Origin of the sequence: Anderseniella sp. Alg231-50 (assembly GCF_900149695.1) — a bacterium.
Lineage (GTDB): Bacteria > Pseudomonadota > Alphaproteobacteria > Rhizobiales > Aestuariivirgaceae > Anderseniella.
Map to the genome: position 1 here is coordinate 1,909,181 of NZ_LT703003.1, position 25,135 is coordinate 1,934,315.

Annotated in this window: 25 protein-coding genes; 11 read left to right on the forward strand and 14 right to left on the reverse strand. The window is 58.1% G+C overall.

The features are described 5' to 3' along the window. Positions 1 to 112 precede the first annotated feature (112 nt). Positions 113 to 292, reverse strand: coding sequence for a YdcH family protein (locus tag DHN55_RS08970; protein ID WP_337660078.1), 180 nt, complete (start codon positions 290 to 292; stop codon positions 113 to 115). Positions 293 to 505: 213 nt separating this feature from the next. On the opposite strand from DHN55_RS08970, the gene DHN55_RS08975 reads away from it, so the two are divergent. After that, entirely contained in the window at positions 506 to 685 is a 180-nt protein-coding gene (locus DHN55_RS08975) for a DUF465 domain-containing protein (protein WP_108880954.1), read from the forward strand. A 109-nt stretch (positions 686 to 794) separates the two neighbouring features. Next, positions 795 to 1,865, forward strand: a complete 1,071-nt coding sequence (locus tag DHN55_RS08980; protein WP_108880955.1) for an FAD-dependent oxidoreductase — start codon at positions 795 to 797, stop codon at positions 1,863 to 1,865. A 399-nt stretch (positions 1,866 to 2,264) separates the two neighbouring features. Here the strand turns inward: DHN55_RS08980 and DHN55_RS08985 are convergent, their stop codons facing one another. Beyond that, complete coding sequence (locus tag DHN55_RS08985; protein WP_108880956.1) at positions 2,265 to 2,501, reverse strand: hypothetical protein; 237 nt, start codon at positions 2,499 to 2,501, stop codon at positions 2,265 to 2,267. 642 nt (positions 2,502 to 3,143) lie between these two features. On the opposite strand from DHN55_RS08985, the gene DHN55_RS08990 reads away from it, so the two are divergent. After that, a complete protein-coding gene (locus tag DHN55_RS08990; protein ID WP_337660079.1) occupies positions 3,144 to 4,325 on the forward strand; it encodes a tyrosine-type recombinase/integrase in 1,182 nt (393 codons plus the stop codon). A gap of 130 nt (positions 4,326 to 4,455) precedes the next feature. On the opposite strand, the gene DHN55_RS08995 is transcribed toward DHN55_RS08990, so the two are convergent. Next, a complete protein-coding gene (locus DHN55_RS08995; protein ID WP_108880958.1) occupies positions 4,456 to 6,084 on the reverse strand; it encodes a long-chain-fatty-acid--CoA ligase in 1,629 nt (542 codons plus the stop codon). Positions 6,085 to 6,954: 870 nt separating this feature from the next. Between DHN55_RS08995 and DHN55_RS09000 the strand changes: the two genes are divergently transcribed. From DHN55_RS09000 to DHN55_RS09010, 3 genes are all read left to right on the forward strand, one after another. Continuing rightward, a complete protein-coding gene (locus tag DHN55_RS09000) occupies positions 6,955 to 8,862 on the forward strand; it encodes an AMP-binding protein (protein ID WP_108880959.1) in 1,908 nt (635 codons plus the stop codon). A 23-nt stretch (positions 8,863 to 8,885) separates the two neighbouring features. Further along, positions 8,886 to 9,362: a DinB family protein gene (locus tag DHN55_RS09005; protein WP_108880960.1), complete on the forward strand. Its 477-nt coding sequence runs from the start codon at positions 8,886 to 8,888 to the stop codon at positions 9,360 to 9,362. 152 nt (positions 9,363 to 9,514) lie between these two features. Then, entirely contained in the window at positions 9,515 to 10,477 is a 963-nt protein-coding gene (locus DHN55_RS09010; RefSeq protein WP_337660080.1) for a DMT family transporter, read from the forward strand. A gap of 84 nt (positions 10,478 to 10,561) precedes the next feature. Here DHN55_RS09010 and DHN55_RS09015 read toward each other — a convergent pair whose 3' ends face one another. From DHN55_RS09015 to DHN55_RS09030, 4 genes are all read right to left on the reverse strand, one after another. Then, positions 10,562 to 11,347, reverse strand: a complete 786-nt coding sequence (locus DHN55_RS09015) for a cell cycle transcriptional regulator TrcR (protein ID WP_108880962.1) — start codon at positions 11,345 to 11,347, stop codon at positions 10,562 to 10,564. Positions 11,348 to 11,467: 120 nt separating this feature from the next. Then, the gene (locus DHN55_RS09020; RefSeq protein ID WP_337660081.1) at positions 11,468 to 12,121 is read right to left on the reverse strand and encodes an RraA family protein; all 654 of its coding nucleotides are present in this window, start codon (positions 12,119 to 12,121) and stop codon (positions 11,468 to 11,470) included. A gap of 77 nt (positions 12,122 to 12,198) precedes the next feature. Then, positions 12,199 to 13,014: a cyclase family protein gene (locus DHN55_RS09025; RefSeq protein WP_108880964.1), complete on the reverse strand. Its 816-nt coding sequence runs from the start codon at positions 13,012 to 13,014 to the stop codon at positions 12,199 to 12,201. A 216-nt stretch (positions 13,015 to 13,230) separates the two neighbouring features. Next, positions 13,231 to 14,244 carry an NAD(P)H-quinone oxidoreductase gene (locus tag DHN55_RS09030; RefSeq protein ID WP_337660082.1) on the reverse strand — a complete coding sequence of 338 codons (1,014 nt, stop codon included), beginning with the start codon at positions 14,242 to 14,244 and terminating at the stop codon, positions 13,231 to 13,233. An 89-nt stretch (positions 14,245 to 14,333) separates the two neighbouring features. Here DHN55_RS09030 and DHN55_RS09035 point away from each other — a divergent pair, with 89 nt between their 5' ends. Both DHN55_RS09035 and rcdA read left to right on the forward strand, forming a co-directional pair. Further along, positions 14,334 to 14,519 carry a DUF1192 family protein gene (locus tag DHN55_RS09035; protein ID WP_108881798.1) on the forward strand — a complete coding sequence of 62 codons (186 nt, stop codon included), beginning with the start codon at positions 14,334 to 14,336 and terminating at the stop codon, positions 14,517 to 14,519. Positions 14,520 to 14,898: 379 nt separating this feature from the next. Next, a complete protein-coding gene (rcdA, locus tag DHN55_RS09040) occupies positions 14,899 to 15,402 on the forward strand; it encodes a protease adaptor protein RcdA (RefSeq protein WP_337660083.1) in 504 nt (167 codons plus the stop codon). Between the two features lie 103 nt (positions 15,403 to 15,505). Here the strand turns inward: rcdA and rpmE are convergent, their stop codons facing one another. Next, entirely contained in the window at positions 15,506 to 15,727 is a 222-nt protein-coding gene (gene rpmE / locus DHN55_RS09045; RefSeq protein ID WP_108880966.1) for a 50S ribosomal protein L31, read from the reverse strand. 443 nt (positions 15,728 to 16,170) lie between these two features. Between rpmE and DHN55_RS09050 the strand changes: the two genes are divergently transcribed. Next, positions 16,171 to 17,943, forward strand: coding sequence for an ABC transporter transmembrane domain-containing protein (locus tag DHN55_RS09050; RefSeq protein ID WP_337660247.1), 1,773 nt, complete (start codon positions 16,171 to 16,173; stop codon positions 17,941 to 17,943). Between the two features lie 262 nt (positions 17,944 to 18,205). Further along, the gene (locus DHN55_RS09055) at positions 18,206 to 18,649 is read left to right on the forward strand and encodes a BA14K family protein (RefSeq protein WP_337660084.1); all 444 of its coding nucleotides are present in this window, start codon (positions 18,206 to 18,208) and stop codon (positions 18,647 to 18,649) included. Positions 18,650 to 18,693: 44 nt separating this feature from the next. Here DHN55_RS09055 and DHN55_RS09060 read toward each other — a convergent pair whose 3' ends face one another. From DHN55_RS09060 to efp, 4 genes are all read right to left on the reverse strand, one after another. Then, positions 18,694 to 19,731 carry a peptidoglycan -binding protein gene (locus DHN55_RS09060; protein WP_108880968.1) on the reverse strand — a complete coding sequence of 346 codons (1,038 nt, stop codon included), beginning with the start codon at positions 19,729 to 19,731 and terminating at the stop codon, positions 18,694 to 18,696. Positions 19,732 to 19,734: 3 nt separating this feature from the next. Further along, entirely contained in the window at positions 19,735 to 20,754 is a 1,020-nt protein-coding gene (locus DHN55_RS09065; RefSeq protein WP_108880969.1) for a flagellar motor protein MotA, read from the reverse strand. 224 nt (positions 20,755 to 20,978) lie between these two features. Beyond that, complete coding sequence (locus DHN55_RS09070) at positions 20,979 to 21,779, reverse strand: inositol monophosphatase family protein (RefSeq protein WP_108880970.1); 801 nt, start codon at positions 21,777 to 21,779, stop codon at positions 20,979 to 20,981. 9 nt (positions 21,780 to 21,788) lie between these two features. Then, entirely contained in the window at positions 21,789 to 22,358 is a 570-nt protein-coding gene (gene efp / locus DHN55_RS09075; protein ID WP_108880971.1) for an elongation factor P, read from the reverse strand. Positions 22,359 to 22,546: 188 nt separating this feature from the next. On the opposite strand from efp, the gene DHN55_RS09080 reads away from it, so the two are divergent. Then, a complete protein-coding gene (locus DHN55_RS09080; protein WP_108880972.1) occupies positions 22,547 to 23,674 on the forward strand; it encodes an iron-containing alcohol dehydrogenase in 1,128 nt (375 codons plus the stop codon). A gap of 25 nt (positions 23,675 to 23,699) precedes the next feature. Here DHN55_RS09080 and DHN55_RS09085 read toward each other — a convergent pair whose 3' ends face one another. Then, positions 23,700 to 24,326, reverse strand: a complete 627-nt coding sequence (locus DHN55_RS09085; protein ID WP_108880973.1) for a LysE family transporter — start codon at positions 24,324 to 24,326, stop codon at positions 23,700 to 23,702. A gap of 44 nt (positions 24,327 to 24,370) precedes the next feature. Further along, positions 24,371 to 25,132 carry a sulfite exporter TauE/SafE family protein gene (locus DHN55_RS09090; protein ID WP_337660085.1) on the reverse strand — a complete coding sequence of 254 codons (762 nt, stop codon included), beginning with the start codon at positions 25,130 to 25,132 and terminating at the stop codon, positions 24,371 to 24,373. Positions 25,133 to 25,135: the final 3 nt, after the last annotated feature.

A 25,135-nucleotide genomic window follows, 5' to 3' on the forward strand; every position in this document is an offset into this window, starting at 1 on the left:
AGAAAGCGCGCGATTATATGAATAACGCTTATCAGCGCAACGCTGATTCTGTGAACTTCAATGTATTTTACCAACAGGACCCGGCATCAGGGCGACCTTGAACCTGCCCATGTCATGCGATGATATCCGGCAGGGAGTCATCCTCAATCTTGGCAATGCGGTCTTTCAGGGCCAGTTTTTCCTTTTTCAGCCTGCGCAACTGCAACTGATCGGCGCTGCCGGTGGACACCAGCGAATCAATAGCAACATCCAGGTCCCGATGGCGCTGCTTCAATGTGTTCAGCAAGGCCATCAAATTGTCCTTTCCCGGCCCATTAGTCATGTAAAGCTGCATCCTCTTGTGTGCATGGCTGATAGTATTTTTCCGGGTATTGGGCGGATTTTGCAAGGTTTCATTGTGTAACTTACGAACAATTCACTCCAAATGGGCACAAATCGCATCGACTTGGGGCTTGTTGCATGCCACACTTTCGTCATCCGTATCACAACATGCAGGAGGTTTAATATGTCTCTTCAGTCACATTTGTCGGAGTTGAGCGCAAAACACCAGGCGTTGGAAAATCAGCTGGACAGCGCCCTGCAGCATCCTTCGATAGACAGTGTGGAGATAGCGCGGATAAAGCGCCGAAAGCTACAACTAAAAGACGAGATGCAACGTATCGAAGGCGAGATCGGCGAGAATTAGACAGTCATTCCGTTGGTTCGATCTGCCGCTCCGGGCAGAAATGAGTTACAGAAGGTCGCTCGACATAGAGGTTGAGCGGCCTTTTTAATGGCCTGACGGAGGATCCACGTTGAAACATGTCGGTATCATTGGAGCAGGCATTATCGGTGCCTGTATTGCGCGTGAACTGGCGCTGGCCGGGTGCCGGGTTTCCGTGTTTGAAGCCCATGAGCCCGCCTCCGGGGCATCGTCGCGATCAATGGGCTGGATAAACGCCAGTTTTGTCACCCGGATCGACTATTACGAGATGCGGATTGCAGCCATTCAGGCGCACCGCAAGCTGGACGAGGAATTCAACGGGGCGCTGCAGACCCAGTGGACCGGGTCCTTGAACTGGGAAGCACGCGAAAACAAGCTGGATGAGCTCGTTGAGGAGCTTGGCCGCTTTGGTCATCCGGTGAAGCTGGTCACTCGTGACGATCTGCGGGTGCTGGAACCGGAACTGGCGGATTTGCCGGTAAAAGCGCTGTTGATGGAGAACGAAGGTGCCGTCGAGGCAAGCCATGTCACCCGGATGATGCTGCGTGCTGCCCAGGACGCCGGCGCTGTCGTTCTTGCAGGTGTTCCGGTGTCTGCTATCGAGCAAGACGCGAACGCCGGTCATGTGATCGTCAGCCCTGCGGGACGTATCCAGGTGGATGACGTTGTCATCGCAGCCGGGATCATGACCGGTGACCTGGCTGAAAAATGCGGCCAGAAGCTGCCAATGAAAAATGAACCCGGAGTATTGATCGAAACCAATGAGCTGCCATTCCGGCTGCAGCATACGATCTGGTCACCGGATGTGCATTTCAAGCAACTGCCGGACGGCCGGGCGATCTGCGGCAACCTGTTTTCGGGGGCGCTGGGAGATGATGCGGTGGAAGATGTGGCGGACCGCATGCTTGAGCGGCTGAAGCAGCGCCTGCCAAATGCTGCTGCAGGCCTGAAGATGGAGAAAGTCCGCCACGGTGTGCGGCCAATGCCCGTAGACAGCTACCCGGCGATCGGCAGGCTGAACAACGACGTCTATGTTGCCGTCATGCACTCAGGCGTTACGCTGGGCCCGCTGGTGGGGGAACTCGTGGCCCGCGAGATCGCAACAGGCGCGGACGTTGCCATGCTGACGCCTTTCCGGCCCGGCCGGTTTAATGATGCGTGAAACCGGCGATTTGGCGATTGACGGCCTGCGAACAGCTGATAGGCTCAGCCCTGTCATTAACAATTGAAAGGAGGTGGTCCTATGTCGAGTGAGATCAGAACTGTTGTTGGGGTAATCTGGACACAGGCATCTCGCATTGGAGCAGCCTCCAAGGTCTGATGATTTGTGTCAGGAGCCGGCACATTGCCGGTTTTCCCGGATTTGCCCTCACGGCATGTCTCACGAAGGGTTCGCGCGAGTATTCGCTGCGGACCCTTTTTGTGTGTGGTGGCGGGAAACTGGCCGCCTCACGAAAAACGGCTCCGGAAGGGGAATCCGGAGCCGTCTGTTTAGCCATGGTCACTCGGGCGTAGAGGGGGGACGTTTGGAGTGACCGGGCGATAAAAGGTTTGCCGTCTATCAGCGACCACCGCGAAAATCGTGCGGCTGGAATACGTGGCCACTGCCGAAGTTGGTCTTCTTGGTGGTGTTGCTGCGGACAGGCGTGATGGTTGCGCCGAAATCCTGCTTTGCATCCACATTGGCCACAACGGTGGCGGACTTGGATTTGGTCGGCCCGTCGGTGTGAATGGTGTCTGCCAGAGCCGGAGCGGCATAGATGGTCAGGGCGGCGAGTGCGACAGCTATATTCTTCATTGTTCTTGTCCTTGTTATTATGTGGAAGCCAATTTCCGTGTGGCTCCGTTTCGTTGATTAGAAGATGGCGCTGTTTGGGATCTAAATCCAATCAAGTCGCTACACGGCTCAGTCAACAAAATTACCCACTAATGAAAGCCACTTACCTGCCTGCATGTGAGAAAATGCACGTGGCTGATCACGCGTGATGTGAACGCGCGTCACGGCGGCGTTACCCTTGGTGGGCAATGGCAGCACGATTGATCCCGGATGAGGTGCCGGACAGGCGGGATGGGCCAGGCCGGCTGTGGCTCAAGAGTGCGCCTTGCGGGCTGTGGTGCCCGCCGGTATCATGTTGATGGTTTTTCCTGCTGCGCCCGCTGTCCTTCCTGGCAGTGCCTTTTGCAGCCTGTGTGTCGGCCTGAACCTTTTGGAAACCAATCAGGCGGACAATGTGAGCGGACGGTAATCGGACTGACATCACTGCTCGATGCAAAGGTCATGCGTTAGGGCGAAGGCCGTGATGTCGCTCAACCACCGACAGTGAGTTTTTCGAGTTTGTGTTTCTGGTGCGCTGTTGTTCCGGCGCGCCACGACTCGCTGCAACGCATCTATAATGAGCCGCGCGGGTGGGCGTTCGAACAGTCAGTCAGGTGTGAGCAGTTGCCAGTCATAAAGATTACGGAAGCAGGAGTTGCGAGGATCGAACCTCCGAAGAAAGATCGCGTTGATTACTGGGACAAGGCCCAGCCCGGCTTCGGCTTGCGGGTGACCAGCACCGGCCACCGGAGCTGGCAGATCATGTATCGCACCGGTGGCAAGCGGAAGCGGCTGTCGCTCGGCGACTGGCCGGCGCTGCCTTTGAAGCTGGCGCGCGAGGCAGCCGCGCAAGCCCTCAAGCAAGTCGGCGATGGCCACGACCCGTCACGCCAGCGCACGGCGGTCACCGGCGGCGCGGTGACGGTCGACCACCTGGCCAGGAGTTATCTCGAACGCCATGCACGACGGAACAAGAAAAGCTGGCAGGCCGACGAAGGCATGATCCGGCGCGAGATCATTCCGGCGTGGGGCCGGCGGGGGGCCGCCGGTATCGCGCGCCGTGACGTTATCGAGATTGTGGAGAGCGTGGCGGCACGCGGTCACCCCTATGCGGCCAACCGGCTGCTGGCCCTGATCCGGAAAATGTTTGCCTGGGGTTGCGAGGTCGACCTGGTCGAAAGCAACCCTGGAAGGGGCGTGTCCGCGCCGCATCGCGAAGTCGCCCGCGAGCGATTTCTGAACGATAACGAGATCGCGGAATTGTGGTCGGCCTGGACACAACAGGGCTGGCCGTTCGGGGCCTTGTTCAAGCTGCTTCTGCTTACCGGGCAGAGCCGCAACGACATCTCGTCGATGCGCCTTGAAGACATTCAGTTTCAGTCGAGAGTGTGGACGCCGCCCGGCGCGCGCAGTCACGGCGGACACACGCATGAGTTGCCACTGTCCGACTTTGCACTGGAGTTGCTGGCGGCACTGCCGCGCTCGAAGAGCGGCCTGGTGTTTCCGGCGGGGCCGCGCGCAACGACACCGGTCACCGGTTATTCAAATGCCGTTGCCAAGTCGCGCAAGCTGTCCGGGGTGGAGGGCTGGCAACTTCGCGACCTGCGCCGGACCGCGGCTGTGGGCATGGTGCGGTTAGGGGCGGCGCCGGAACTGCTGGACCGGGTGCTGAATGTGCGCTCGGGCACGGCCGGCGGCGTGCGGGGCATCTACCAGCTGGCCGCGGAGATGGATGAAAAGCGCCGCTTGCTGAATGGCTGGGCGGAGCAGGTGAGACAGATGACTGGTACCCAATCGGGCCTCTGAAAGAGTGGAACCCGAGTTGGAACCCATAACGTTGATCGACTCGAATAAACACCAGAAAAAAGCTAATTACAGAGTATACGGCAGATGAATTATAATCACATGCCGCATCTCGAAATCAATGGCCGCCACATTAGGTGTCGTTTGCCATGTCGCGCAGTTTGAACTTTTGAATCTTGCCGGTGGAGGTCTTGGGAAGTTCGGTGAAAACGACGTGGCGAGGAACCTTGAAGCGGGCCATGTGCTGCCGGCAGAACTCGATGATCTCATCGCTGGTGGCAGACTGGCCGGACTTCAACTCGATGAAGGCGCACGGTGTCTCGCCCCACTTGTCATCGGCTTTCGCCACGACTGCGCAAGCGGCAACGCCGGGGTGCTTGTAGAGTGTGTCCTCGACTTCGATCGACGAGATGTTCTCGCCGCCGGAGATGATGATGTCCTTCGATCTGTCCTTGAGTTGTATGTATCCGTCTGCGTGCAGGACACCGAGGTCACCGGTGTGGAACCAGCCGCCGCGAAAGGCTTCGTCGGAAGCTGCCGGGTTTTTCAGGTAGCCCTTCATGACCACGTTGCCGCGCATCATTACCTCGCCCAGTGTGTCTCCGTCAGCCGGCACGCGGGCCATGGTTTCAGGGTCCATTACGGTGAGGTCATCGAGGGCTGCATAGGGCACGCCCTGGCGTGCCTTCTTGGCCGCGCGTTCTGCTGCAGGCAACTCGTCCCAGGCTGCTGACCAGTCGTTGACGACGGCCGGTCCGTAGCTCTCGGTGAGCCCGTACAGGTGGGTCACGTTGAACCCGGCCTCGGCCATTGCAGCCAGCGTTGCTTCGGGTGGTGGTGCGGCAGCGGTGAAGAATTCAACGACGTGATCGATGTCGCGCTTGTCGTCTTCGGGTGCACCGAGAATGGTCGACATGACGATGGGCGCACCGCACAGATGGGTGACGCGATGGTCGGCGAGGGCGTCCCAGATTGCCTTGGCGCGAACCTGGCGCAGGCAGACATGGGTGCCGCCGATGACCGACATGGTCCATGGGAAACACCAGCCGTTGCAGTGGAACATGGGTAGTGTCCACAGGTAGACGGGATGCTTGGCCATGGAGGCGGTGATGGCATTCCCCTGGCCCAGCAGGTAGGCGCCGCGGTGATGGTAGACCACGCCCTTGGGGTTGCCGGTGGTGCCGGATGTGTAGTTGAGAGAGATCGCATCCCACTCATCGTCAGGCACTTTCCACAGGTAGTCTTCGTCACCGCCGGCGATGAAAGCCTCGTACTCGACGTCGCCGATCAGCGGGCCCGACTGGGCAAATTCAGGATCGTCATAGTCGATGATGAAAGGCTTCTCGCCATCCATAATGATGAGTGCGTCAGCGACCAGGGATGAAAATTCACGGTCCACGATCAGCACTTTTGTTTCAGCGTGCGACAGGGTGAAGGCAATGACCCGGGCATCGAGACGGGTGTTCATCGTGTTCAATACGCCGCCGGTCATGGGCACGCCGTAGTGGGCTTCCAGCATGGGTGGAGTGTTGGCAAGCATGACCGAAACCGTGTCGCCCTTCGAGATGCCTCGTGCCGAAAGCGCGGACGCCAGCTTGCGCGAGCGGGCATAAAACTGGGCGTAGCTGAAACGCTGGGTGCCGTGAACAATTGCCGGATGATCCGGATATACCCTGGCCGAGCGGGCCAGAAAACTGGTCGGGGTCAGGGGCTGATAGTTGGCTTGGGTCTTGGCAAGGCCGGTATCGTACGGGTTGGTCATGGCTGGGTCAGGTCCTGGAAAGAGGCTTGCGGTATCGCTTGATGTGGCTGTCTAGCGTGAAGCAGGCCCACGTGCAATTCAACCTCACCTGTCTGGGCGCGCCAAGGCGAGAACCTGTGGAAATCCCTGCGCTGACAAAGGCGGGCAGGCATCGTCCCTGGCGAAGGGAAAACTAAGGATTTGCCCGGCTTGCCGGGGTTTTCGTTTGGCCGAGACCAGGCCCGTTCAGGATGACATATAAGCCATCGGAGGCGCCGGATCGCGCCGTTCGCCTATGCCTCGTGCCGCCAAGGCGGGGCATGATTTCGGGACCTGGCTGTTGGATGCCGGTGTCTGGGGTGCGTATCGGGTAACTGCGCGGCCCGTCTCGTTTCAGCGAAATCCAGCCCTATGCCAGGGCTTCTGTAAAGCCGGAGAACAATACTGGCGGACGCACAGGCGGGCTCAGGACCGGTGGTAGAGTGCCGGGGTGGATGGCTGGGATTGCGCCTGGCAGCGGCCACCAGGAACGGCTCTGCGGCTCCAGGAAGCGGGAAGGGCGATGGTCCGGCATTGGGTCCACAACCTGGTTTCAGCAGTGCTGTGAGGCCGTTCAGGCCGCCCTTTGGCGTCGTAACGGTGCCAAATACCTCCAAATCCACCCGCAAAAACGAGCATTCTCGTGCTGTTCAGCCGTATATGGGCCCGCCGTCCGCGCTCAACAGCGCTGTAGAGCTCGTCCAAAAGGTGAACATCGGGCGTAAATTTGCCCAGGAAGCTGTGAGCTTAGCCGTTTAATGACCGGCATACGCCTATTTGGTGCCTTGCAACCAAGGCCGGTTTGGCCACAATGCGTGAAAACAAACGCGATATGCAGGGAACGCAGACATTATGAAGAGCCGTTATCACGAGATTTATGCCGGGTGGAAGTCGGATCCGGAAGGGTTTTGGGCAGATGCAGCCGGCGAGATTGACTGGATCAAGCCCTGGGACAAGGTTTTCGACAAGGTCGACGGGCTGGACCGCTGGTTTGTGGGCGCTGAGTGCAATACCTGCTGGAACTGTGTCGACCGCCATGTTCAGGCAGGGCGCGGCGATCAGGCCGCGATCATTTATGATTCTCCCATAACAGGTGCCAAGCGCACCTACAGCTATGCCCAGTTGCAGGATGAGGTCGCGTGCTTCGCCCAGGTCCTGAGCGACAAGGGGGCCGCCAGGGGCGACCGGGTAATCATCTATATGCCGATGGTGCCGGAAGCCGCCATCGCCATGCTGGCCTGTGCCCGGATCGGGGCTGTGCATTCTGTCGTATTCGGCGGATTTGCCGCTGCAGAGCTCGCCACACGTATCAATGACTCCAATCCGAAGCTTATTGTATCAGCTTCGTGTGGTATTGAGCCGGGCAGGGTGATTGCCTACAAGCCGTTGCTGGATGAGGCAATCGAGCTTGCAACGTCAAAACCGGCAGGCACAGTCGTGCTGCAACGGGACGAAGTGACTGCGGACATGAAGGCCGGTTACGACCATGACTGGCAGGCAGAGGTGGATGCTGTGCGCGCTGCAGAGCGCCATGCCGAGTGCGTGCCTGTGCTGGCAACCGACCCCCTGTACATTTTATATACGTCCGGCACGACGGGTCAGCCAAAGGGCGTGGTACGCGACAATGGCGGGCACATGGTGGCGCTGAAATGGTCAATGTCTGCCATGTATGGTGTCAAGCCGGGTGAAGTTTACTGGGCTGCCTCCGATGTCGGCTGGGTTGTGGGCCACTCCTACATCGTGTATGCGCCGCTGCTGCATGGGTGCACGACGATCCTGTTTGAGGGAAAACCGGTCGGCACACCGGATGCGGGTACCTTCTGGCGGGTGATTTCCGAACACAAGGCCGTTTGCCTGTTTACGGCGCCGACGGCGTTCCGGGCAATCAAGAAGGAAGACCCGAAAGGCGAATTCATCGGCAAATACGATCTTTCGAACTTCCGGACACTGTTTCTGGCAGGTGAACGCGCGGATCCCGACACGATCGAATGGGCACAGGAGGTTCTCCAGGTTCCGGTGATCGATCACTGGTGGCAGACGGAAACCGGGTGGACCATTGCCGGCAATCCGGTTGGCCTTGGCACTCTGCCGGTCAAGCTGGGCTCACCTGCAGTGCCGATGCCCGGTTATGACATTCAGGTGCTGGATGAAGCCGGGCATGAGGTGGCGCGTGGCGAGCTGGGTGCCGTTTGCGTAAAGTTACCCTTGCCGCCCTCCTGTCTGCCGACCTTGTGGAATGCCGATGAGCGGTTTCGTGACAGTTATCTCGCGGCGTTTCCCGGATATTACGAGACATCGGATGCAGGCTTCATGGATGACGACGGTTACCTGTACATCATGGCGCGTACCGACGACATCATCAACGTGGCCGGTCACCGGTTATCCACCGGCGGCATGGAAGAAGTACTGTCATCCCACCCGGACGTTGCAGAATGCGCGGTCGTCGGTGTGGCAGACAAGCTGAAAGGCCAGTTGCCGATTGGCTTTGTGGTGCTGAAATCCGGTGTCAGCAAGACGCCTGCCGATGTCGAAAGTGAATGCGTCAAGCTGGTGCGCGAGAAGATCGGCGCGGTGGCGGCATTGCGTACGGTGATGGTTGTGCCGCGGTTGCCCAAGACCCGTTCGGGCAAGATATTGCGCGCAACCGTACGGTCAATCGCCGACGGGGCCGACTGGAAGATGCCGGCCACGATTGACGACCCGGCCGTGCTCGATGAGTTGACCGAGGCAATGACGGCCAGGAGCGTGGGAAGTCTTTGATAAATATAGGTTATGTTCACACAATGGCCCGTTACAATGCGTGGCAGAACCAGTCCGTCCTTGATGCTGCGGATACATTGGATGACACAGCGCGCAACCTGGATCGCGGCGCGTTTTTCGGCTCCATTCGCGGCACTTTAAGCCATCTGTTGTGGGGCGATCAGATCTGGTTGAGCAGGTTTTCCGGCAGCCCGGCTCCTGCTGTTTCCTCGATTGAGGCGTCCGCGGATATGTGCGGAAGCTGGGGCGAACTGAAGCAGCAGCGGACGGCGACGGACCAGGCGATTTCAAGCTGGGCGCAAAATCTGGATGCCACATGGCTGGAAGATGACCTTACCTGGTTTTCCGGTGCCGCGAAACGCGAAGTGACCAAGCCGGCAGGTTTTCTGGTGATGCACTTTTTCAACCATCAGACCCACCATCGCGGCCAGGTTCACGCCATGCTGACAGCCGCAGGTGCCAAGCCGGATGATACGGATCTCTTCTTTATGAGAATGTAGGGTCGGGGCACAAGGCCTCGGCCCAAACACTTCCAGTTTACCGAAACGGTGTTTTGACGAGTAAGCGTAAACCTGCCTGCAGATTTCCGCTTCGTTAAGACCGGATGCATTAGTGTGACCCAAGGTCATATATCTTGGGCATGTATCTCTGCATGATTGAACAACGCGGTAATACGAACCTGATCGGTATCATGTGTGTGCTTGGCGGGACATTCGCGCTGGGCGTCCAGGACATGATCATCAAGCTGGTGTCGGGAACCTATCCCCTGCACGAGATCGGCTTTGTACGCTCTGTTTTCGCCATTCTGCTGACCTGTGTGTTTCTGAAAATGGAAGGCGGGTTCAGGCAGCTCCGGTCCAGCCGTCCCGGTACTCATCTGGCACGTGGTATTTTGTTGATTGGCGCCAACATGGCCTATTTTCTGGGATTGGCGTCTATGCCACTGGGTGATGCGGCTGCGATCTTCTTTTCCGCGCCGCTGATCATAACCCTGCTTGCCATTCCGTTCCTGGGAGAAAAGATTGGCATCCAGAGGTGGATAGCGGTGTCGATGGGCATGATCGGTGTGATCATCATGCTGCGCCCGGGAACCGATGCGATAAGGCTGGTCGGGCTTCTGCCGCTGTTTGCAGCGGTTTGTTACGCGTCGATTCAGATTCTGGCGCGCAAACTGGGCGCGGTCGAAAATGCCTCGGTCATGGCGTTTTACGTCCAGGTTTCATTTATCCTGTTTTCTCTCGGTTTCGGCCTTGTGTTTGGTTCCGGATGGATGTCGAGCGGCAACAATGTGACGCTCGACTTTCTGTTCAGGGCCTGGAAAGTGCCGGATGCGTTCGGTTTTACGATGATGACCGCGTGCGGCCTGCTGGTCGGCATTGGCGGCTATCTGCTGTCGCACGCATACCGTATTGCGCAGGTCCGCACAGTGGCATCGTTCGAATACGCCGGCCTGCCGTTTGCCGTGCTGTTAGGGTTTGTCGTATGGGGCGACCTGCCGGACAGGCTGAGCATCATAGGCATTCTGCTGATTGCCCTGTCAGGCCTGTACGTATTCTACAGGGAAAACCTGACGCGCAAGCAGGCCATGGTGAAAGAGCCGGTACTGCGCGACTAGGCCATCGGTGGTGTTACTGAAAAGCGGCCCGGCATAAGCGAAAACGCTGCTCACCGAACGCAGAACAAGCCTGCAGGCAAATCCCTATTCTTCTTCCGCCGGCGTTTCGGTCTTCAGGTCTTTCAGCTTGGCGAACACTGAATCTGCGTCCACATCCGTTTCTTCCTCGACCTGCGGTTCGGCCTCTTCGGGTTTGAAGTCCTTGAAGGCTTCATCGACATTTGGCGCAGCAGCATCTTCTTCAACCGGCTCTGCGGGTGCGTCGGCGATCGCGTAAGGCGGTGGTACGGTCTCTTCTGCCGGCATGAGGGTCCGTTCGGGAAGTTTTCCACCGGCCTTCTCGACACGCTTGGCCGCCTTGCGCACTGCAAGGTCCAGCTCAAGCTGCGAGCAAAGACCCAGTGTTACCGGGTCGACGGGCTTGAGGTTCTGACTGTTCCAGTGGGTGCGCTCACGGATTGCATTGATCGTGGTCTTGGTGGTGCCGACCAGCTTCATGACCTGGCTGTCTGCGAGTTCCGGGTGGTACCGCAGCAGCCAGCTGATGGCGTCGGGCCGGTCCTGACGCCGTGATACGGGCGTGTATTTGGGGCCCTTGCGCTTGGTTGCGACAGGCACGACGATTTTCGATTTGGCCAGCTGCAGCTTGTGGCTTGAGTCTTTTTCACCGGCCTCGATCTCGTCACGGGTAATCTGATTGGCCGCAATAGGGTCCATGCCCTTGATGCCGACGGCGACTTCGCCGTCTGCGATACCTTTTACTTCGAGCGTATGCAGTTTGCAGAACTCGCCAATCTGGCTGAATGTCAGCGCAGTGTTGTCGACCAGCCAGACGGCAGTGGCTTTCGGCATCAATGGTGTGTCGGACATAAGTGCTCTCCTTCAGAACCTTTAGCGGTGGTTCTGCTGATCCAGTGGGATCAATGCTGCTTGGGATGGCTGCTATATAGAACCGATGAAGACATTACGCAATTACTGATTTTCTCCCTTTCACAATATATAGGTCAGGTCGCTGGCCTCACCGGCAGCGCGTTTTGCGTAGTGCTCCTCAAAATTCAGCATGTCCATGAGCCCGGTTCCCCGCTCAAACCCGGCAAATGCCCTGGTTTCATTGGCCATTATGTTGCGGGCATCGTCTACCAGCACCGACAGTTCCTGCTCGGTTCCGCACACAACGCCGTCTGCATCTGCAAATACGATATCACCGGGCGAAACCACGACACCACCGCACGAGATGGTTGTCTGAATATCGCCGATTGCCTGGATTGTACCGGCAACCGGATGTACCGCGCGGGCATAGACCGGCAGGTCGATATCCTGCATGGCGGCGGAATCACGCACCATGCCGTCGACAATGATACCGCCCAGATTCTTGCGGCGAGCTTCCAGGGCAAACATCTCGCCGGCCAGTGCCAGGTGACCGCCACATCCGTCAATGACCAGCACGTCACCGGCCTCGGCATCAGCCAGAATGCGCATGACCGTCAGAAAGTCATTGCGGCACGACGCTGTCCGGGCCCGCCCCAGAAGCTTGCGGCCCGGATTTATACGTTTGATGCCGGCATCCATTGCGCGGATATGCTTGTTGATATCGGCAAGCATGGACGTTTCAAGCTCGGCGAGCTGGTCCAGAAGTGCGGTCATGATAACTACCTTGATGTCATCACCCCGGCGCAAGGGCCGGGGCGGTTTTTTGGTTTTCAGGCTGCTCAGGGGTGAGCCTAGACCATAGCGAAGACGCGGGCCGGACCACCGCTGCCGCCGCGATGCTTCGGCGCACCGACAACAAGCGTTGCGCCCTTGGCGGGCACGGCATCCAGGTTCGCCAGATTTTCAATACCCCAGCGGTTTGTCGGCAGCCAGGCATAGTGGGTGGCGAAATCGGCGGACTGGCCGAAATCAAGCGACAGTGTATCGACGGCCATGCCGACAGCGCCGGTCTCCAGCAGCATCTTGGTTGCTTCAATGTGGAAACCCGGGAAATGCATCTTCTTTTCAGCATCCGCGCCGCGGAACTTGTCACTGCCGACATGCGCCGCCCAGCCTGAGTTCATGGCAATGCAGGCCTTGTCCGGAATGGGGCCATTGGCGTCAATCCAGGCCTTCACGTCATCCGGAGTGACCTGGTAATCCACGTTTTCTGCCGCTTTTGCCTTCACATCGATGACGCACAACGGGCAGATCAGGTTGGCGACAGGTATCTCTGCAACCGACTGGCCGTCTTCTGAAAAGTGCAGCGGTGCATCTACGTGGGTGCCGGTGTGCTCGTTGACGCGCAGTTCAAACAGGTTGAAACCGTTGTCCTTGAACTTGAATTTCTGGTCCTTGAAGAATTGCTGCGCCCCGAAATAGGTGGGGAAGTCCTCGTGCAGTTCATGTGTCATGTCCTTGACTTTCTCATGCCCGTCGGCCAGGGCCGGTGCAGACATGGGCGCGGTTACCGCTGCAGCGGCAACACCTGCCGCAGCAGTCTGAAACAGCGCGCGCCGCGACAGCATTTGCGCCTTCACGCTTTCGATTACACATGCATCACACATTTGAATTCCTCCTCTGTAGATCAGGATGATTTTTGGTTGAAGCAACCAAAAGTCATAAACCTGATCGGTTCGATAGATTCAGAGCAACTTTATGGGTTCAAGTGAACCCATGTTGCTCTGGATAACCCGATAATCCCGGGCACATGACCCGGAACCCGGCAGCTTAACACCAGTTGCGCTGGAGGCCAGTCGATTTGACGTGATCAGCGGCGGATCTCACACTTCCAGGACAATCTTGCCGATATGAGCCGAGGTTTCCATCAGGGTGTGGGCCTTGTCGGCCTGCGCCAGGGGAAAGGTCTTGAACAATTGCGGTTTGACTTTGCCGGCCTCGATCAATGGCCACACGGTTGTTCTCAAGGCACTGGCGATGGCTGCCTTGTCGGCGGTGGGGCGAATGCGCAAGGTGGAACCGGTCAGTGTCAGGCGTTTGAGCATGACCATCATGAAATCGACTTCCGCCTTTGAACCGTTGAGGTAGGCAATGTTGACGATGCGGCCATCGCGTGCTGCCGCCTTGATGTTGCGCTGGATGTAGTCACCGCCGACCATGTCGAGGATGACGTCGACCCCCTTCTTGCCGGTGGCCTGTTTCAGCACGTCCACGAAGTCCTGTTCGCGATAGTTGATGGCGCGTTCGGCGCCGAGCGCTTCGCAGGCGGCGCATTTGTCGGCGGAGCCTGCCGTGGTGTAGACGGTTGACCCAAGTTGGGACGCGATCTGGATGGCAGTTGTGCCAATACCGGACGATCCGCCATGCACCAGCAGGCTTTCACCCGGTTTCAGGGCGCCACGTTCAAAAACATTGGTCCAGACGGTGAAGAATGTTTCCGGGATTCCGGCTGCTTCCGCCATGCTGAGACCGTCAGGAACCGGAAGGGCATTGGTTTCGTGCACACTGCAATACTCGGCATACCCGCCGCCAGCCACCAGGGCGCAGACCTTGTCACCTGCCTTCCAGAGTGAAACGCCTTCGCCGAGAGCCACAACCTCACCGGCAATCTCCAGTCCGGGAATTTCTGATGCGCCGGGCGGCGGCGGGTAGGCGCCCATGCGCTGCAGGACATCCGGGCGGTTCACACCGGCTGCGGCAACCTTGATCAATACCTCGCCGGCACCCGGTGCCGGGGTCGGTATTGTGGCTGGTTTCAGCACATCCGGGCCGCCGGGTTGGGATATTTCAATTGCGGTCATTGAAGAAGGAATACTGGTCACAAGCGGGTGCCTCATATGCAAAGGTTGTCAGGAAATTGCCGGTTAGGCATTATGAAACAACTAGTAGTGGCGCAATCAGGCGGTTGCAAGCGGAGGTCATTGTCATGGACGAAGAAATCATCAAGCCGAAACCCCCCGGTCCTGCTGTTGGTGAAGACCTCTCGGAACTGTCTGTGGAGGAATTGCAGAGGCGGGTGGTGGAGTTCGAGGACGAAATTGTGCGCCTGAAAGCTGAAATTGACGGGAAACAGTCTTCGAAGGTCGCCGCGGATTCATTTTTCAAGCTGTAACGGTGTCCTGCGGGTCAATTTTATTCCCGAACTAAGTCACTGAATCGAATCGGTTATCTGAAAAGTAACCTGAATGAATTGTTTCAATAATGCCCAAAATGAATCATGTTAACCTTTTGGTAAGGATCTGGGTGCATAGTCGTCAATGTAGTCCTTAGGGATTACCCGAGTGGTTTTCCACTCTGTTTGACGCCTCCCTGTTAGACTTTATGAGCCGCGATTATTTCGTGGCTCTTTTTTTTGGCACCGGACTTGCTTGAAAGGTGGTCAGGCTGGTCTTCGTGGTTCATATTGATGCACCAAAGATTCCCGGCTGTTTCGAGGCCCAGAATTTTCGAGGTTTGTTTTTATGGTCACTGGTGGTAGTTCCGAGCGTCTCATGCCTGTAGATTTTCTTTCGCGCTTTACAGCATCCAAACAATTCCAACAGGTTTTTCAAGAAGGCATGAGCCTGATTGAAGAGACTGCAAATTACCTTGATGGACCTGGCCGTCAGGACGTTCGTGAACTCGACAAGCAGGGATCGGTTACCTATGCGAGCCAGTCTATGCGCCTGACCACGCGGCTCATGCAGCTGGCATCCTGGCTTTTGCTGCAGCGTGCCGTCAGCTCCGGCGAAATCACCCGTGACGATGCGGACCAGGAAAAGAGCCGTATCTCGCTTGATGAGATCGGGGAAGGCCAGCCGCTTGCCGGTGCGGATGGCTTGCCGGAAGCCCTTAAAGGCCTTGTCAGTCGCTCCCTGCGCCTGCACGAGCGGATTGTGACGCTGGATGTAATGATTGCCGAGCGTGATGAAACACTTCTCAGCGGTGAAGCTGCCAATGAAGTGAACACGCATCTGGACCAGTTGCAGAAAGCGTTCAACGCGCGCCGCAGTTGATCCGGCGCAACGCCGGTTACCCGGTTTTCGAATTCAAATACCAAAAGCCCGGCTGATCGGCAGCCGGGCTTTTTCATGTCTGCAGCCCGAAACGGGCGACGGGTTATTTCTTGAGGAAGCCGAACTTCTCGTTAAAGCGGCTGACACGTCCGCCACGATCAACCAGATTCTGGTTGCCGCCTGTCCAGGCCGGGTGGGTGGCAGGATCGATATCCAGCTGAAGATTGTCGCCTTCCTTGCCCCAGGTCGAACGGGTCTGGAAAGATGAACCATCAGTGTTGGTCACTGTGATCATGTGATAGTCGGGGTGAATGTCTTTTTTCATCGAAGGTATCTTTCAAACAAACCAGCGCGCCCGATCCGATAACCGGTTTTGGCGACGACCTGGAGAAAAACTGAAATCCGGCGTGGTCTATACATGACAGAAGCCTTTTGCGCAACCACTGCCGGGCTTGCGGATGCCTGAAATCCTATTGCGAAATTTGCGGACTGCGGCACCTGGCCACATAAGCGCCTGCTTGCCGCGCCAAGCATGGCATTGATAGATCTGCATGAGTTTTAGTTGCCACGACAAAACCCATGAACACGATCACTGCTGAACCGTTCCAGCAACTTTATGGGTTCAACTGAAGCCATGTTGCTCTAATGTGGCGCGCATGACGATGGAATTGAGGATTGAAGACGTTGACAGTTGATACGGGCCGGGCAGGGCCGCGGGATGTTCAGTCACCCGCCGGTGTGTCTGATAGCGGCGATGCCAAGCCGGCAATTGAAACCGATGAGCCCGGCAGACGGCCGAAAGCCTCAAGTCTCAGGCCCTTGTCACGGCTGCTGCCTTTCCTGTTTCGCTACCGGCCCCAGATCGGTATCGCTGTCCTGTTCCTGATCCTGGCCGCCGCCTCGACACTGGTCGTGCCGGTTGCGGTGCGCAGGGTCATCGACCACGGCTTTTCCGGCGAGAATGCGGCCTTCGTCGACCAGTATTTTTCGGTCATGATGCTGGTTGTGGCGGTTTTGGCGGTGTCGTCTGCGGGCCGCTATTACTTCGTCACCTGGATCGGTGAGCGCGTCGTTGCGGATTTGCGCGATGCGGTGTTTTCACACCTGTTGAAACTGTCACCGTCGTTTTACGACACCGCCCAGTCCGGTGAAGTGCTGGCGCGCCTGACCGCCGACACGACACAGGTAAAGAACGTGTTCGGGTCAACTGTCTCGGTCGCATTGCGCAACCTGGTGATGCTGGTCGGGGCAATTGCCATGCTGATCGCCACCAGCCTGAAACTGTCCGGCATGGTGCTGCTGGTGATACCGCTGATTGTGCTGCCCATGGTGTTCTTTGGACGCAAGGTGCGCAAACTGTCGCGCCATGCGCAGGATACGCTTGCCAGTTCGGCGGCGCTGGCCCAGGAATCGCTGTACTCGGTGCAGGCCGTGCAGGCGTTCGGGCAGGAACCGCGAATAGGCAAGACCTTCAATGCGGCGACCCAGGAGGCATTTGCGGCGGCTGCAGCGCGCGCCAGGGGACGGGCGTTCCTGACGGCCGCAATCATTTTCCTGGCCTTCGGCGCGATCATCGGCATCTTGTGGTACGGTGCCCAGGAAGTACTGTCCGGTGCAATGACGCCGGGCACGCTGGGCCAGTTTCTGCTGTATGCAGCCTTTGCCGCCGGCGCCATGGGATCACTGTCAGAGGTGTGGGGTGAACTGCAGCTGGCAGCCGGGGCTGCGGAGCGCCTGTCGGAACTGCTGGATACCGAGCCGGGTATTGCAGAGCCTGCAACACCGGTGGCGTTACCGTTACCGGCAAAGGGCGCTGTGGCTTTCGATAAGGTAAAGTTTTATTATCCGTCACGCCCCGATGACCAGGTGCTGAAGGGATTGAGTTTTTCGGTAAAGCCCGGCGAAACAGTGGCCATTGTCGGGCCGTCGGGCGCCGGCAAGTCCACCCTGTTTGCGCTGATCCTGCGGTTTTATGATCCACAGTCGGGAACGGTGCGGCTGGATGGCGTAGATGTTGCCGATGCCGCGCTGAATGATTTGCGCGGATCGATTTCCCTGGTGCCTCAGGACACGGTTATCTTTTCTGCCAGTGTGCTCGACAATATCCGGTTTTCCAGGCCGTCAGCCAGCGATGACGAGGTCATGCAGGCGGCGAAACTGGCCCGCGTCGATGAGTTTGCCGTGCGCTTGTCGCAAGGGTTTGACACCCAGGTCGGCGAGCGCGGTGTAACGCTGTCGGGCGGACAGCGCCAGCGGGTCGCGATTGCCCGGGCCGTGCTGCGCGATGCGCCGCTGTTGTTGCTGGATGAAGCGACCAGCGCACTTGATGCAGAGAGCGAACAGTATGTGCAGGCCGCATTTGAAGACCTGATGCAACACCGCACCACGCTGGTGATTGCTCACCGGCTTGCAACGGTCCGCAATGCCGACCGGATTATCGTGCTGGATGACGGATGCGTTGCAGCGGAAGGCAGCCATGCCCAGTTGATGAAGAAGGGCGGATTGTATGCCCGGCTCGCCAAGCTGCAGTTCAGCGAATAAGCCTGGCCGGTGAATCCGGACAAGGCGGAACCGGGACGTGCCCGGCCCGGCAACCGATTCACTCCCGGAACAATATCGGCGGCAGGCGAAAGAAGCGCGGTACGGAGCCTGCTTCGATTCGGAGCCGGTTTAATTGTCAGTTAACTGGATAATTTACCTGGCGTGACAATAATGCCGGCTCGGGTTAGTGTTTTGGCATCTGATGGCAAGCGGCTGTTTCTGTTTTGTGAGAACCGGAAACGCCGAACTGGAGGAAATCGAATTGATAATCAAGAAGAGCACTGTAACCCTGCTGGCCGGTATTGCCGGGTTGGTGATGATGAGTGCACCGTCGCAGGCAACGCCTGCGGCCGCACAACATTTTTCGGCGGTCATGGCATTCAGTGACGGGGCTTCCGTTGTGCAGATAGCCAAGAAAAAGAAGCGCAGGCGGCTCAGGAGATTTCGCAAGCGGCGGCGGGGCTTCAATCATTTCCACAATGGTTTTTACTATGCACAGCCGTTCTGGTCCTATGGAGATTTCTACGAGGACGATTACGACTTTTATGACGACGATGATTATGACGAGCCGGATTATGCCCGTGGCGGCGGCGACCATGAAGACTGGTGCCGCAGGAAGTATCGCTCATACAAAGTTCGCACCGATACCTGGACCGACTATGACGGCAATACGCGGCGCTGCAACAGTCCGTTTGGCCGAGACTGATTGACAGAATAATGTGAAAAGGCAGGCTCCGGAGCCTGCCTTTTTTATCTTGTGGTGAGCTTCAGTTCGATACGGCGATTGCGGGTTTTGGCATCTTCCGAGACGCCCGGGTCTATGGGCTGAAACTCACCAAATCCGGCAGCAACCAGATGCTGGGGCGGGATTCCCTGTTCCGCCAACGCCTCGACCACGGCAATGGCACGCGCTGACGACAGTACCCAGTTGGACGGGAACAGCGGTGTGTTGATCGGGTCGTCATCAGTATGACCGTCCACCTGCAACACCCAGTTCAAATCCTCCGGTATCTCACGCACCAGTTGCTGCATAGCTACTGCCAGCTTGGCAATTTCCAGTTGGCCCGTCGGTGACAGGGCGGCAGCACCCTTGGCAAACAGCACCTCGGACTGGAACACGAACCGGTCTCCGACCACGCGGATATCGTCGCGGTTGGCCAGAATGCGGCGCAGTCGGCCGAAGAATTCCGACCTGAACCGGTTTAGTTCCTGTACCCTCTGGGCCAGCGCGACATTCAGCCGGCGGCCGAGATCGACGATCTGCGAACGGCTTTCCTGATCCTGCTTTTCGGCAGCCTCGAGCGCATCGTTCAAGGCCCCGATCTGCCTGCGCAGGGCAGCGATCTGCTGGTTCAGCAATTCAACCCGCGCCAGTGCTTCGGATGAAACTTTCTTCTCACCTTCGAGCCGTTGCTGCAGGGCTGACAATTGCGTGCCTGCCTCATTGCCCTGTGACCTGAAAGTGTCGACAACGCCCTGCAACTGGCTGGTTTCGTCGCGGGCGGATTTGAGATCGTCGGTCAGTGCGGCAAGGGTGGTTTCAACTTCAGCTTTTGACGACTTCTCCAGCGCAAGCAACTCGGTAAGTTCGCTGATCTCAGAGCGCAACCTCGAAAGCGCGCTGTCCTGGCCGGAGATTTCGCGTGCCTGCAGGAACTGGGTAATCATGAACACCGACAGCAGGAAAGTAATAACCAGCAGCAGTTGCGCCATGGCATCCACAAAGCCGGGCCAGTAAAAGCCGGAGCTGTCCTGGCCACGCCTGCGTCCTCTGCCGAGACCCGCCACCGCCTAACTCCGGCCCCGGCCCGGAGGTGCGCCGACGCGCGCCAGCATGCGCTTGATCTCGGCGTTTTGCTCAGACTGCTGCTGGGCCCACTGACGCACGACCTTCTGTTCTTCACGCATTTGCTGCACAAGCCCGTGTACCGCACCGGCGAGCTGCTCCATGGATTCGGCATTCTGCGGCGCGCCGCCATTGGATTGCACCGCTGTTTCAAGTGTGCGGTTGATCCGGTCCATGCCTGAACGAAGTGTCGACATTTCGGCTGCAATGTGCGGCGGCAGGTCGACGCTGCTGGCATATTCACCGGCATCAATATCGGTCAATGTGGCGAGCCAGTCTTCCAGGTCGTTGTAAAAACGATTCTGTGCCTGGCTGGCCTGCAATTCCAGGAAGCCGAGAACCAGCGAGCCGGCAAGGCCGAACAGGGAGGACGAGAACGACGTGCCCATGCCGGCAAGCGGCGCTTCGAGGCCCGCTTTCAGTTCTTCAAACACGGTGCCGGACTGGGCAGTGGAAATATTGAGCGAGCGGATGGTCTCTCCGACGGCTGAAACGGTTTGCAACAGGCCCCAGAAGGTGCCCAGCAGGCCGAGGAAAATAAGCAATCCGATCATGTAGCGCGAAATATCCCGGGCTTCATCCAGGCGCGAGGCCAGTGAGTCGAGCAGCGAGCGCAGGGTTATCGGCGACAGGATGGTCAGGCCTTCACGGTCGCGAAGCTGGGCGGCCATGGGCGCCAGCAGGCGCGGGAGATGCGGAATCTCCAGGCCGGGATTGGCAATCCGGAAGCTGTTGACCCAGTTTACTTCCGGCCACAGCCGAAACACCATCCGGAACGTGTAGGCGATGCCCAGCAGCAGAACCACGACGATGAGGCCGTTAAGGCCGGGATTGGCCATGAAGGCAATCTGGATATTGGGAAACAGAACGGCTGAGCCGATACAGATTAGAATGGTGAAAACCGCCATGCGGACGAGATACACCCGCGGCAGTTCCAAGACTTTCAGATGATCCGATGCCAGCATGCCGATCTCATGTCCTTCCCGAGCACAAATTTATCCGCAGTGTAGCCAAAGATTCAACCTTGTCACGTCTCTACAACGATTCAGGTTTTGAATGAAACAAAACCGCACTCTATCCCTTTGTCAGCGTATTTCTTTTTCGCAAAACAGGGTCCGCTGCCGCGAGAAGTGCGCTGAGAGAATCGGTTGACGGTAGTTGAGGCGTGTGGACGTTTTGCGGCATTTCGCTACTCGCCGGCACGCGCCGCCTTGATACAGGCTTTCAGCCCGGACTGCATATGCTCATTGCCTGCCATGATGTCGCCGGTGTTCATGACATCGGGGCCACCATCGATGTCGGCAGCAAAACCGCCTGCTTCGCGCACCATGACGATGCCGGCACAGATGTCCCAGGGTTGCAGGCCGCGTTCCCAGTAGCCGTCAAGGCGTCCTGCCGCCACCCATGCAAGGTCAAGCGATGCGGTGCCGGCCCTGCGGATGCCGGCGGCCTTTGCCTGTACCTGGGCAAGCTCACGCCTGAACTCGGCATGATCACCGCGTCCGCGATGGGGGATGCCGCATGCGATGACGGCGTCCGAGATATCGCGGCGACCGGATACGCGCAGACGACGGTCGTTCAGATAGGCGCCGCCACCGCGCTCAGCGGCGAAAAGTTCGTCGGTGATCGGGTTGTAGATAACGCCAGCAACCGGTTCGCCATTGCGGGTCAGGCCGATCGAGACGGCAAAATGCGGGATGCCGTGAATGAAATTCGTAGTACCGTCAATCGGATCCACCACCCAGACGTGCTGCCCGTCCGTGCCGGCGATCTCGCCGCCTTCTTCCAGCTGGAATCCCCATTTCGGGCGCGCTTTCTTCAGTTCCTCAACGATAACCTTTTCAGCCTTGCGGTCGGCCCGGGTGACAAAATCTGCCGGGCCCTTTTGCGATACCTGAAGATTTTCGACTTCACCGAAGTCGCGTGATACGGCACGCGCCGCCTTGCGGGCAGCGCCGGTCATGACGGTAATAAGGGGGGAGGCTGGCATGGTCCGATATCAGCCTTCGGACGCGCGGCGAACGTAGGTCACCTCACTGGTGTCGACGATAATCTTTTCACCGGTTCCGATAAACGGCGGCACCATGACCTTGAGACCGTTTTCCAACAGCGCCGGCTTGTAGGACGAAGACGCTGTCTGACCCTTCACCACCGCATCAGCCTCGGTGATTTCAAGGGTCACATAGTCGGGAAGGGAAATGCCCAGAGGCTTTTCCTCGTATGTTTCCACGGTGACCATCATGCCATCCTGCAGGAAGGCCGTGCGCTCGCCGACAAATTCTTCCGGCAGTTCGATCTGCTCATAGGTTTCATTGTCCATGAACACCAGCATGTCGCCCTGCTGATAGAGGAACTGAAAATCTTTCTGCTCAAGGCGTACTCTTTCGACGGTTTCCGAAGACCGGAAGCGCTCGTTCAGCTTGGTGCCGTTGACGATGCCCTTCATCTCGACCTGGGCAAAGGCGCCGCCCTTGCCGGGTTTTACGTGACCGACCTTGACCGCAATATAGAGGTCTCCATTGTGCAAAAGCACATTGCCGGGCTTGATTTCATTGCCATTGATTTTCATTCGAGATACCTGGAGTTTTCAAAGAACGCGGAAACCGACGGCAATTCATGCCGTCCTGTTGGCCGGGGTTTAGCAGGGCTGGCCCGTAATGGGTAGCGGAAAGTGGCAGTTATAATTGACGCGGGCACTTCAAGCCGCGATTGTGCGGGCCATAGAGTCAACTCACCCGAGCCGGGAGCGCCGCCTGCATGCCTGTCATTTCGTTTCTGTCCACCACGCACTTTGATCACGGTGCCATCTCTCAATTGCAGAAATCGCTGGATCGCAACAACATCAAGCGACCCCTGATTGCCACCGACAAGGGCATCGTTGCTGCCGGTATCCTGGATACGGTTACCGGTGCGATAAACGAGGGCGCAGCCGCACCGGTGTTTGATGATACGCCGGGAAATCCTACCGAGCGTGCCGTCATGGCGGCATTGGCAGTTTATGAAGCAGAAGGGTGTGACGGTGTGATCGCGCTCGGCGGGGGCTCCGCCATGGACCTGGGCAAGACGGTAGCGCTGCTGGCCGGCTCCGGCGGGCCGCTGAGCCAGTTCGACCCGCTGCAGGGCGGCAACAAGCTGGTCAAGAAAATGGCCCCTGTGATTGCTGTCCCGACCACTTCTGGCACCGGTTCCGAAGTGTCGCTGGGCATGGTCATCATCATGGAGGACGGGCGCAAACTGACCTTCGGCAATCCGAAATTCGTTCCTACCGTGGCCATATGTGATCCCGAACTGACGCTGGGCCTGCCGCCACTGCTGACGGCGGCAACCGGCATGGATGCCATTACCCACTGCATCGAGGCGTTTCTGACCCCGACGATAAACCCGCCGGCAGACGGGGTGGGGCTGGACGGGCTGTGGCGCGGATGGCGCAACCTCGCCAAAGCAGTGAAGGACGGCTCAGACAAGGATGCCCGCTGGGAGATGATGATGGCGTCGACCGAAGGCGCGCATGCGTTCACCATGGGGCTGGGCGCGGTACATGCCATGAGCCATGCCATCGGGCGACGTGAAGATTTACGCCTGCATCACGGTACGCTGAATGCAGTGATCCTGCCGGCAGTGCTGCGGTTCAATGAACCGGGCTGTGAGGACAAATACGATCGCCTCCGGTCTACCATGGGACTGACTGCCGGGGCTGATCTGGCGGTGGCTATTGAAGAACTGAACGCAGATATCGGCCTGCCATCGGGTCTGGGCGCCATGGGGGTCAGCGAAGACATGATCGAGGATTTTGTGCCGCATGCCCTGGCTGACCTTGCCCATCGCACCAACCCGCGTGAGGCGTCTGCGGAAGACTATGCTGCGTTGTTCAGACAGGCCATGTAGTGATCCGGCGACAGCGTCTTACGGGTCAGTTCAAGCGTGTCGTCAATATTTTGAAGCCGGCGAACCCGAAAGCAACGGCGAACGCTGCTTCGAAGCATCGCCGTAACTTCCTATACCCGGCTACCATTGGAGCGCTGGAAAACAGCAAGGCATAGCCGTGAAAGACAAGCAGGCTCTGCAAGCCGACTGCCGCCACCACCAGAACCAGCGATGTGGCTTGAGAGCCTGCCGGAATTCCCACGGCAAACAACGAGCCGAAAAACAACACGGCTTTCGGATTGGTGAGATGTAATGCCAGTCCCCTGGCATAGGCCGTTTTCAACGATGACACTTCGGCATACCTTGCCGCTTCACCTGAACCGGCAATTGCAGACCGTGCTGATTTGAAAGCCAGAAACAGAAGATAACATGCTCCCAGATACCGGATCACTTCAAACGCCCAGGCATTCGCAGACATGAGAGCCCCCATACCCAAAGCAGCGGCAATCGACCAGGCCCAGGAACCGCTGGTCACACCTGCTGCCAGAGCCAGACCATAGCGGCGGCCTGACGTCATGGATGTTCCGGCAATTGCCAGAGTGGCGGGGCCGGGGCTGGCCGTCGAGATAAAGGCGGCCAGCAGGATGAGCGGTAGATCTATCTCACTTGTCATAACCCGATGGTGGCAGTCTTTCATGCCGTGTTCAACCTGAACCCTCAGCCGGCCATCAGGTTGCGAATCGACCCGAACAGCAATGAACAGCCGATGATGAGCAGGCCGATGAAAAACAGCCTGCTGAACTGGGCTTCGGATATGGACTGCCGGTAACGCCTGCCCAGCCACAATCCGAAGAAGGCCGGGATCAGGGCCAGTGTCGAAATGACCGTCAGGTCGCCGGTCATCAACGACCGGCTGGTCAGGGAAACCGCAAGTGTTGTCGAAATGGTCACGAAGGTCACGCCGAGGGCCTGGACCAGCATGTCGCGATGCATGCCGAGCGCCTGCAGGAACAAGATGCCCGGCACGATGAAGTTGCCGGTCATGCCGAACATCAGGCCACCCAGTGCCGAACAGATGACCGACCAGAGGGTTTCTCTTTCCGGTGCCGGTGCCGGGGTACGAAAGCGGGTAAACGATATCAGTGAGTTCAGAACCAGAATGATGCCGAGCATGGCGACCAGATAATCGGACCGTGCCGCCGCCAATACCTGAATACCACCCCAGACGCCGACAATGGCGGTCAGCAGGAATGGCCAGAATCGGGTCAAAATCTCCTTCAGATGCGGACCGGTCAGCGCTTGCCAGAGGTTCGTAACCATCAGTGGAATGACAACAACGGCGAGGCTGGTTTTCAGGCCGAGCGGCAGTGTCAGTACTGCAAGGGTCACTGTCGGCAGGCCGAGCCCGATAGTGCCCTTGACGAAACCGGCGGCAACAAACGTAACGGCAAGCAGCGCCAGTATTTCGGGGGTCCACATGAG

What these genes read in the sequence shown, in the direction of transcription:
- DHN55_RS09025 (WP_108880964.1), bottom strand. Translation starts at nt 13,014, where the DNA reads ATGTGTGATGCATGTGTAATCGAAAGCGTGAAGGCGCAAATGCTGTCG.
- DHN55_RS09020 (WP_337660081.1), bottom strand. Translation starts at nt 12,121, where the DNA reads ATGACCGCACTTCTGGACCAGCTCGCCGAGCTTGAAACGTCCATGCTT.
- DHN55_RS08975 (WP_108880954.1), top strand. Translation starts at nt 506, where the DNA reads ATGTCTCTTCAGTCACATTTGTCGGAGTTGAGCGCAAAACACCAGGCG.
- DHN55_RS09015 (WP_108880962.1), bottom strand. Translation starts at nt 11,347, where the DNA reads ATGTCCGACACACCATTGATGCCGAAAGCCACTGCCGTCTGGCTGGTC.
- DHN55_RS09070 (WP_108880970.1), bottom strand. Translation starts at nt 21,779, where the DNA reads ATGCCAGCCTCCCCCCTTATTACCGTCATGACCGGCGCTGCCCGCAAG.
- rcdA (WP_337660083.1), top strand. Translation starts at nt 14,899, where the DNA reads ATGCCTGTAGATTTTCTTTCGCGCTTTACAGCATCCAAACAATTCCAA.
- DHN55_RS08985 (WP_108880956.1), bottom strand. Translation starts at nt 2,501, where the DNA reads ATGAAGAATATAGCTGTCGCACTCGCCGCCCTGACCATCTATGCCGCT.
- DHN55_RS09010 (WP_337660080.1), top strand. Translation starts at nt 9,515, where the DNA reads ATGATTGAACAACGCGGTAATACGAACCTGATCGGTATCATGTGTGTG.
- DHN55_RS09005 (WP_108880960.1), top strand. Translation starts at nt 8,886, where the DNA reads ATGGCCCGTTACAATGCGTGGCAGAACCAGTCCGTCCTTGATGCTGCG.
- DHN55_RS09030 (WP_337660082.1), bottom strand. Translation starts at nt 14,244, where the DNA reads ATGAGGCACCCGCTTGTGACCAGTATTCCTTCTTCAATGACCGCAATT.
- DHN55_RS09090 (WP_337660085.1), bottom strand. Translation starts at nt 25,132, where the DNA reads ATGTGGACCCCCGAAATACTGGCGCTGCTTGCCGTTACGTTTGTTGCC.
- DHN55_RS09000 (WP_108880959.1), top strand. Translation starts at nt 6,955, where the DNA reads ATGAAGAGCCGTTATCACGAGATTTATGCCGGGTGGAAGTCGGATCCG.
- DHN55_RS09080 (WP_108880972.1), top strand. Translation starts at nt 22,547, where the DNA reads ATGCCTGTCATTTCGTTTCTGTCCACCACGCACTTTGATCACGGTGCC.
- DHN55_RS09085 (WP_108880973.1), bottom strand. Translation starts at nt 24,326, where the DNA reads ATGACAAGTGAGATAGATCTACCGCTCATCCTGCTGGCCGCCTTTATC.
- efp (WP_108880971.1), bottom strand. Translation starts at nt 22,358, where the DNA reads ATGAAAATCAATGGCAATGAAATCAAGCCCGGCAATGTGCTTTTGCAC.
- DHN55_RS09065 (WP_108880969.1), bottom strand. Translation starts at nt 20,754, where the DNA reads ATGCTGGCATCGGATCATCTGAAAGTCTTGGAACTGCCGCGGGTGTAT.
- DHN55_RS09035 (WP_108881798.1), top strand. Translation starts at nt 14,334, where the DNA reads ATGGACGAAGAAATCATCAAGCCGAAACCCCCCGGTCCTGCTGTTGGT.
- DHN55_RS08995 (WP_108880958.1), bottom strand. Translation starts at nt 6,084, where the DNA reads ATGACCAACCCGTACGATACCGGCCTTGCCAAGACCCAAGCCAACTAT.
- rpmE (WP_108880966.1), bottom strand. Translation starts at nt 15,727, where the DNA reads ATGAAAAAAGACATTCACCCCGACTATCACATGATCACAGTGACCAAC.
- DHN55_RS08970 (WP_337660078.1), bottom strand. Translation starts at nt 292, where the DNA reads ATGGCCTTGCTGAACACATTGAAGCAGCGCCATCGGGACCTGGATGTT.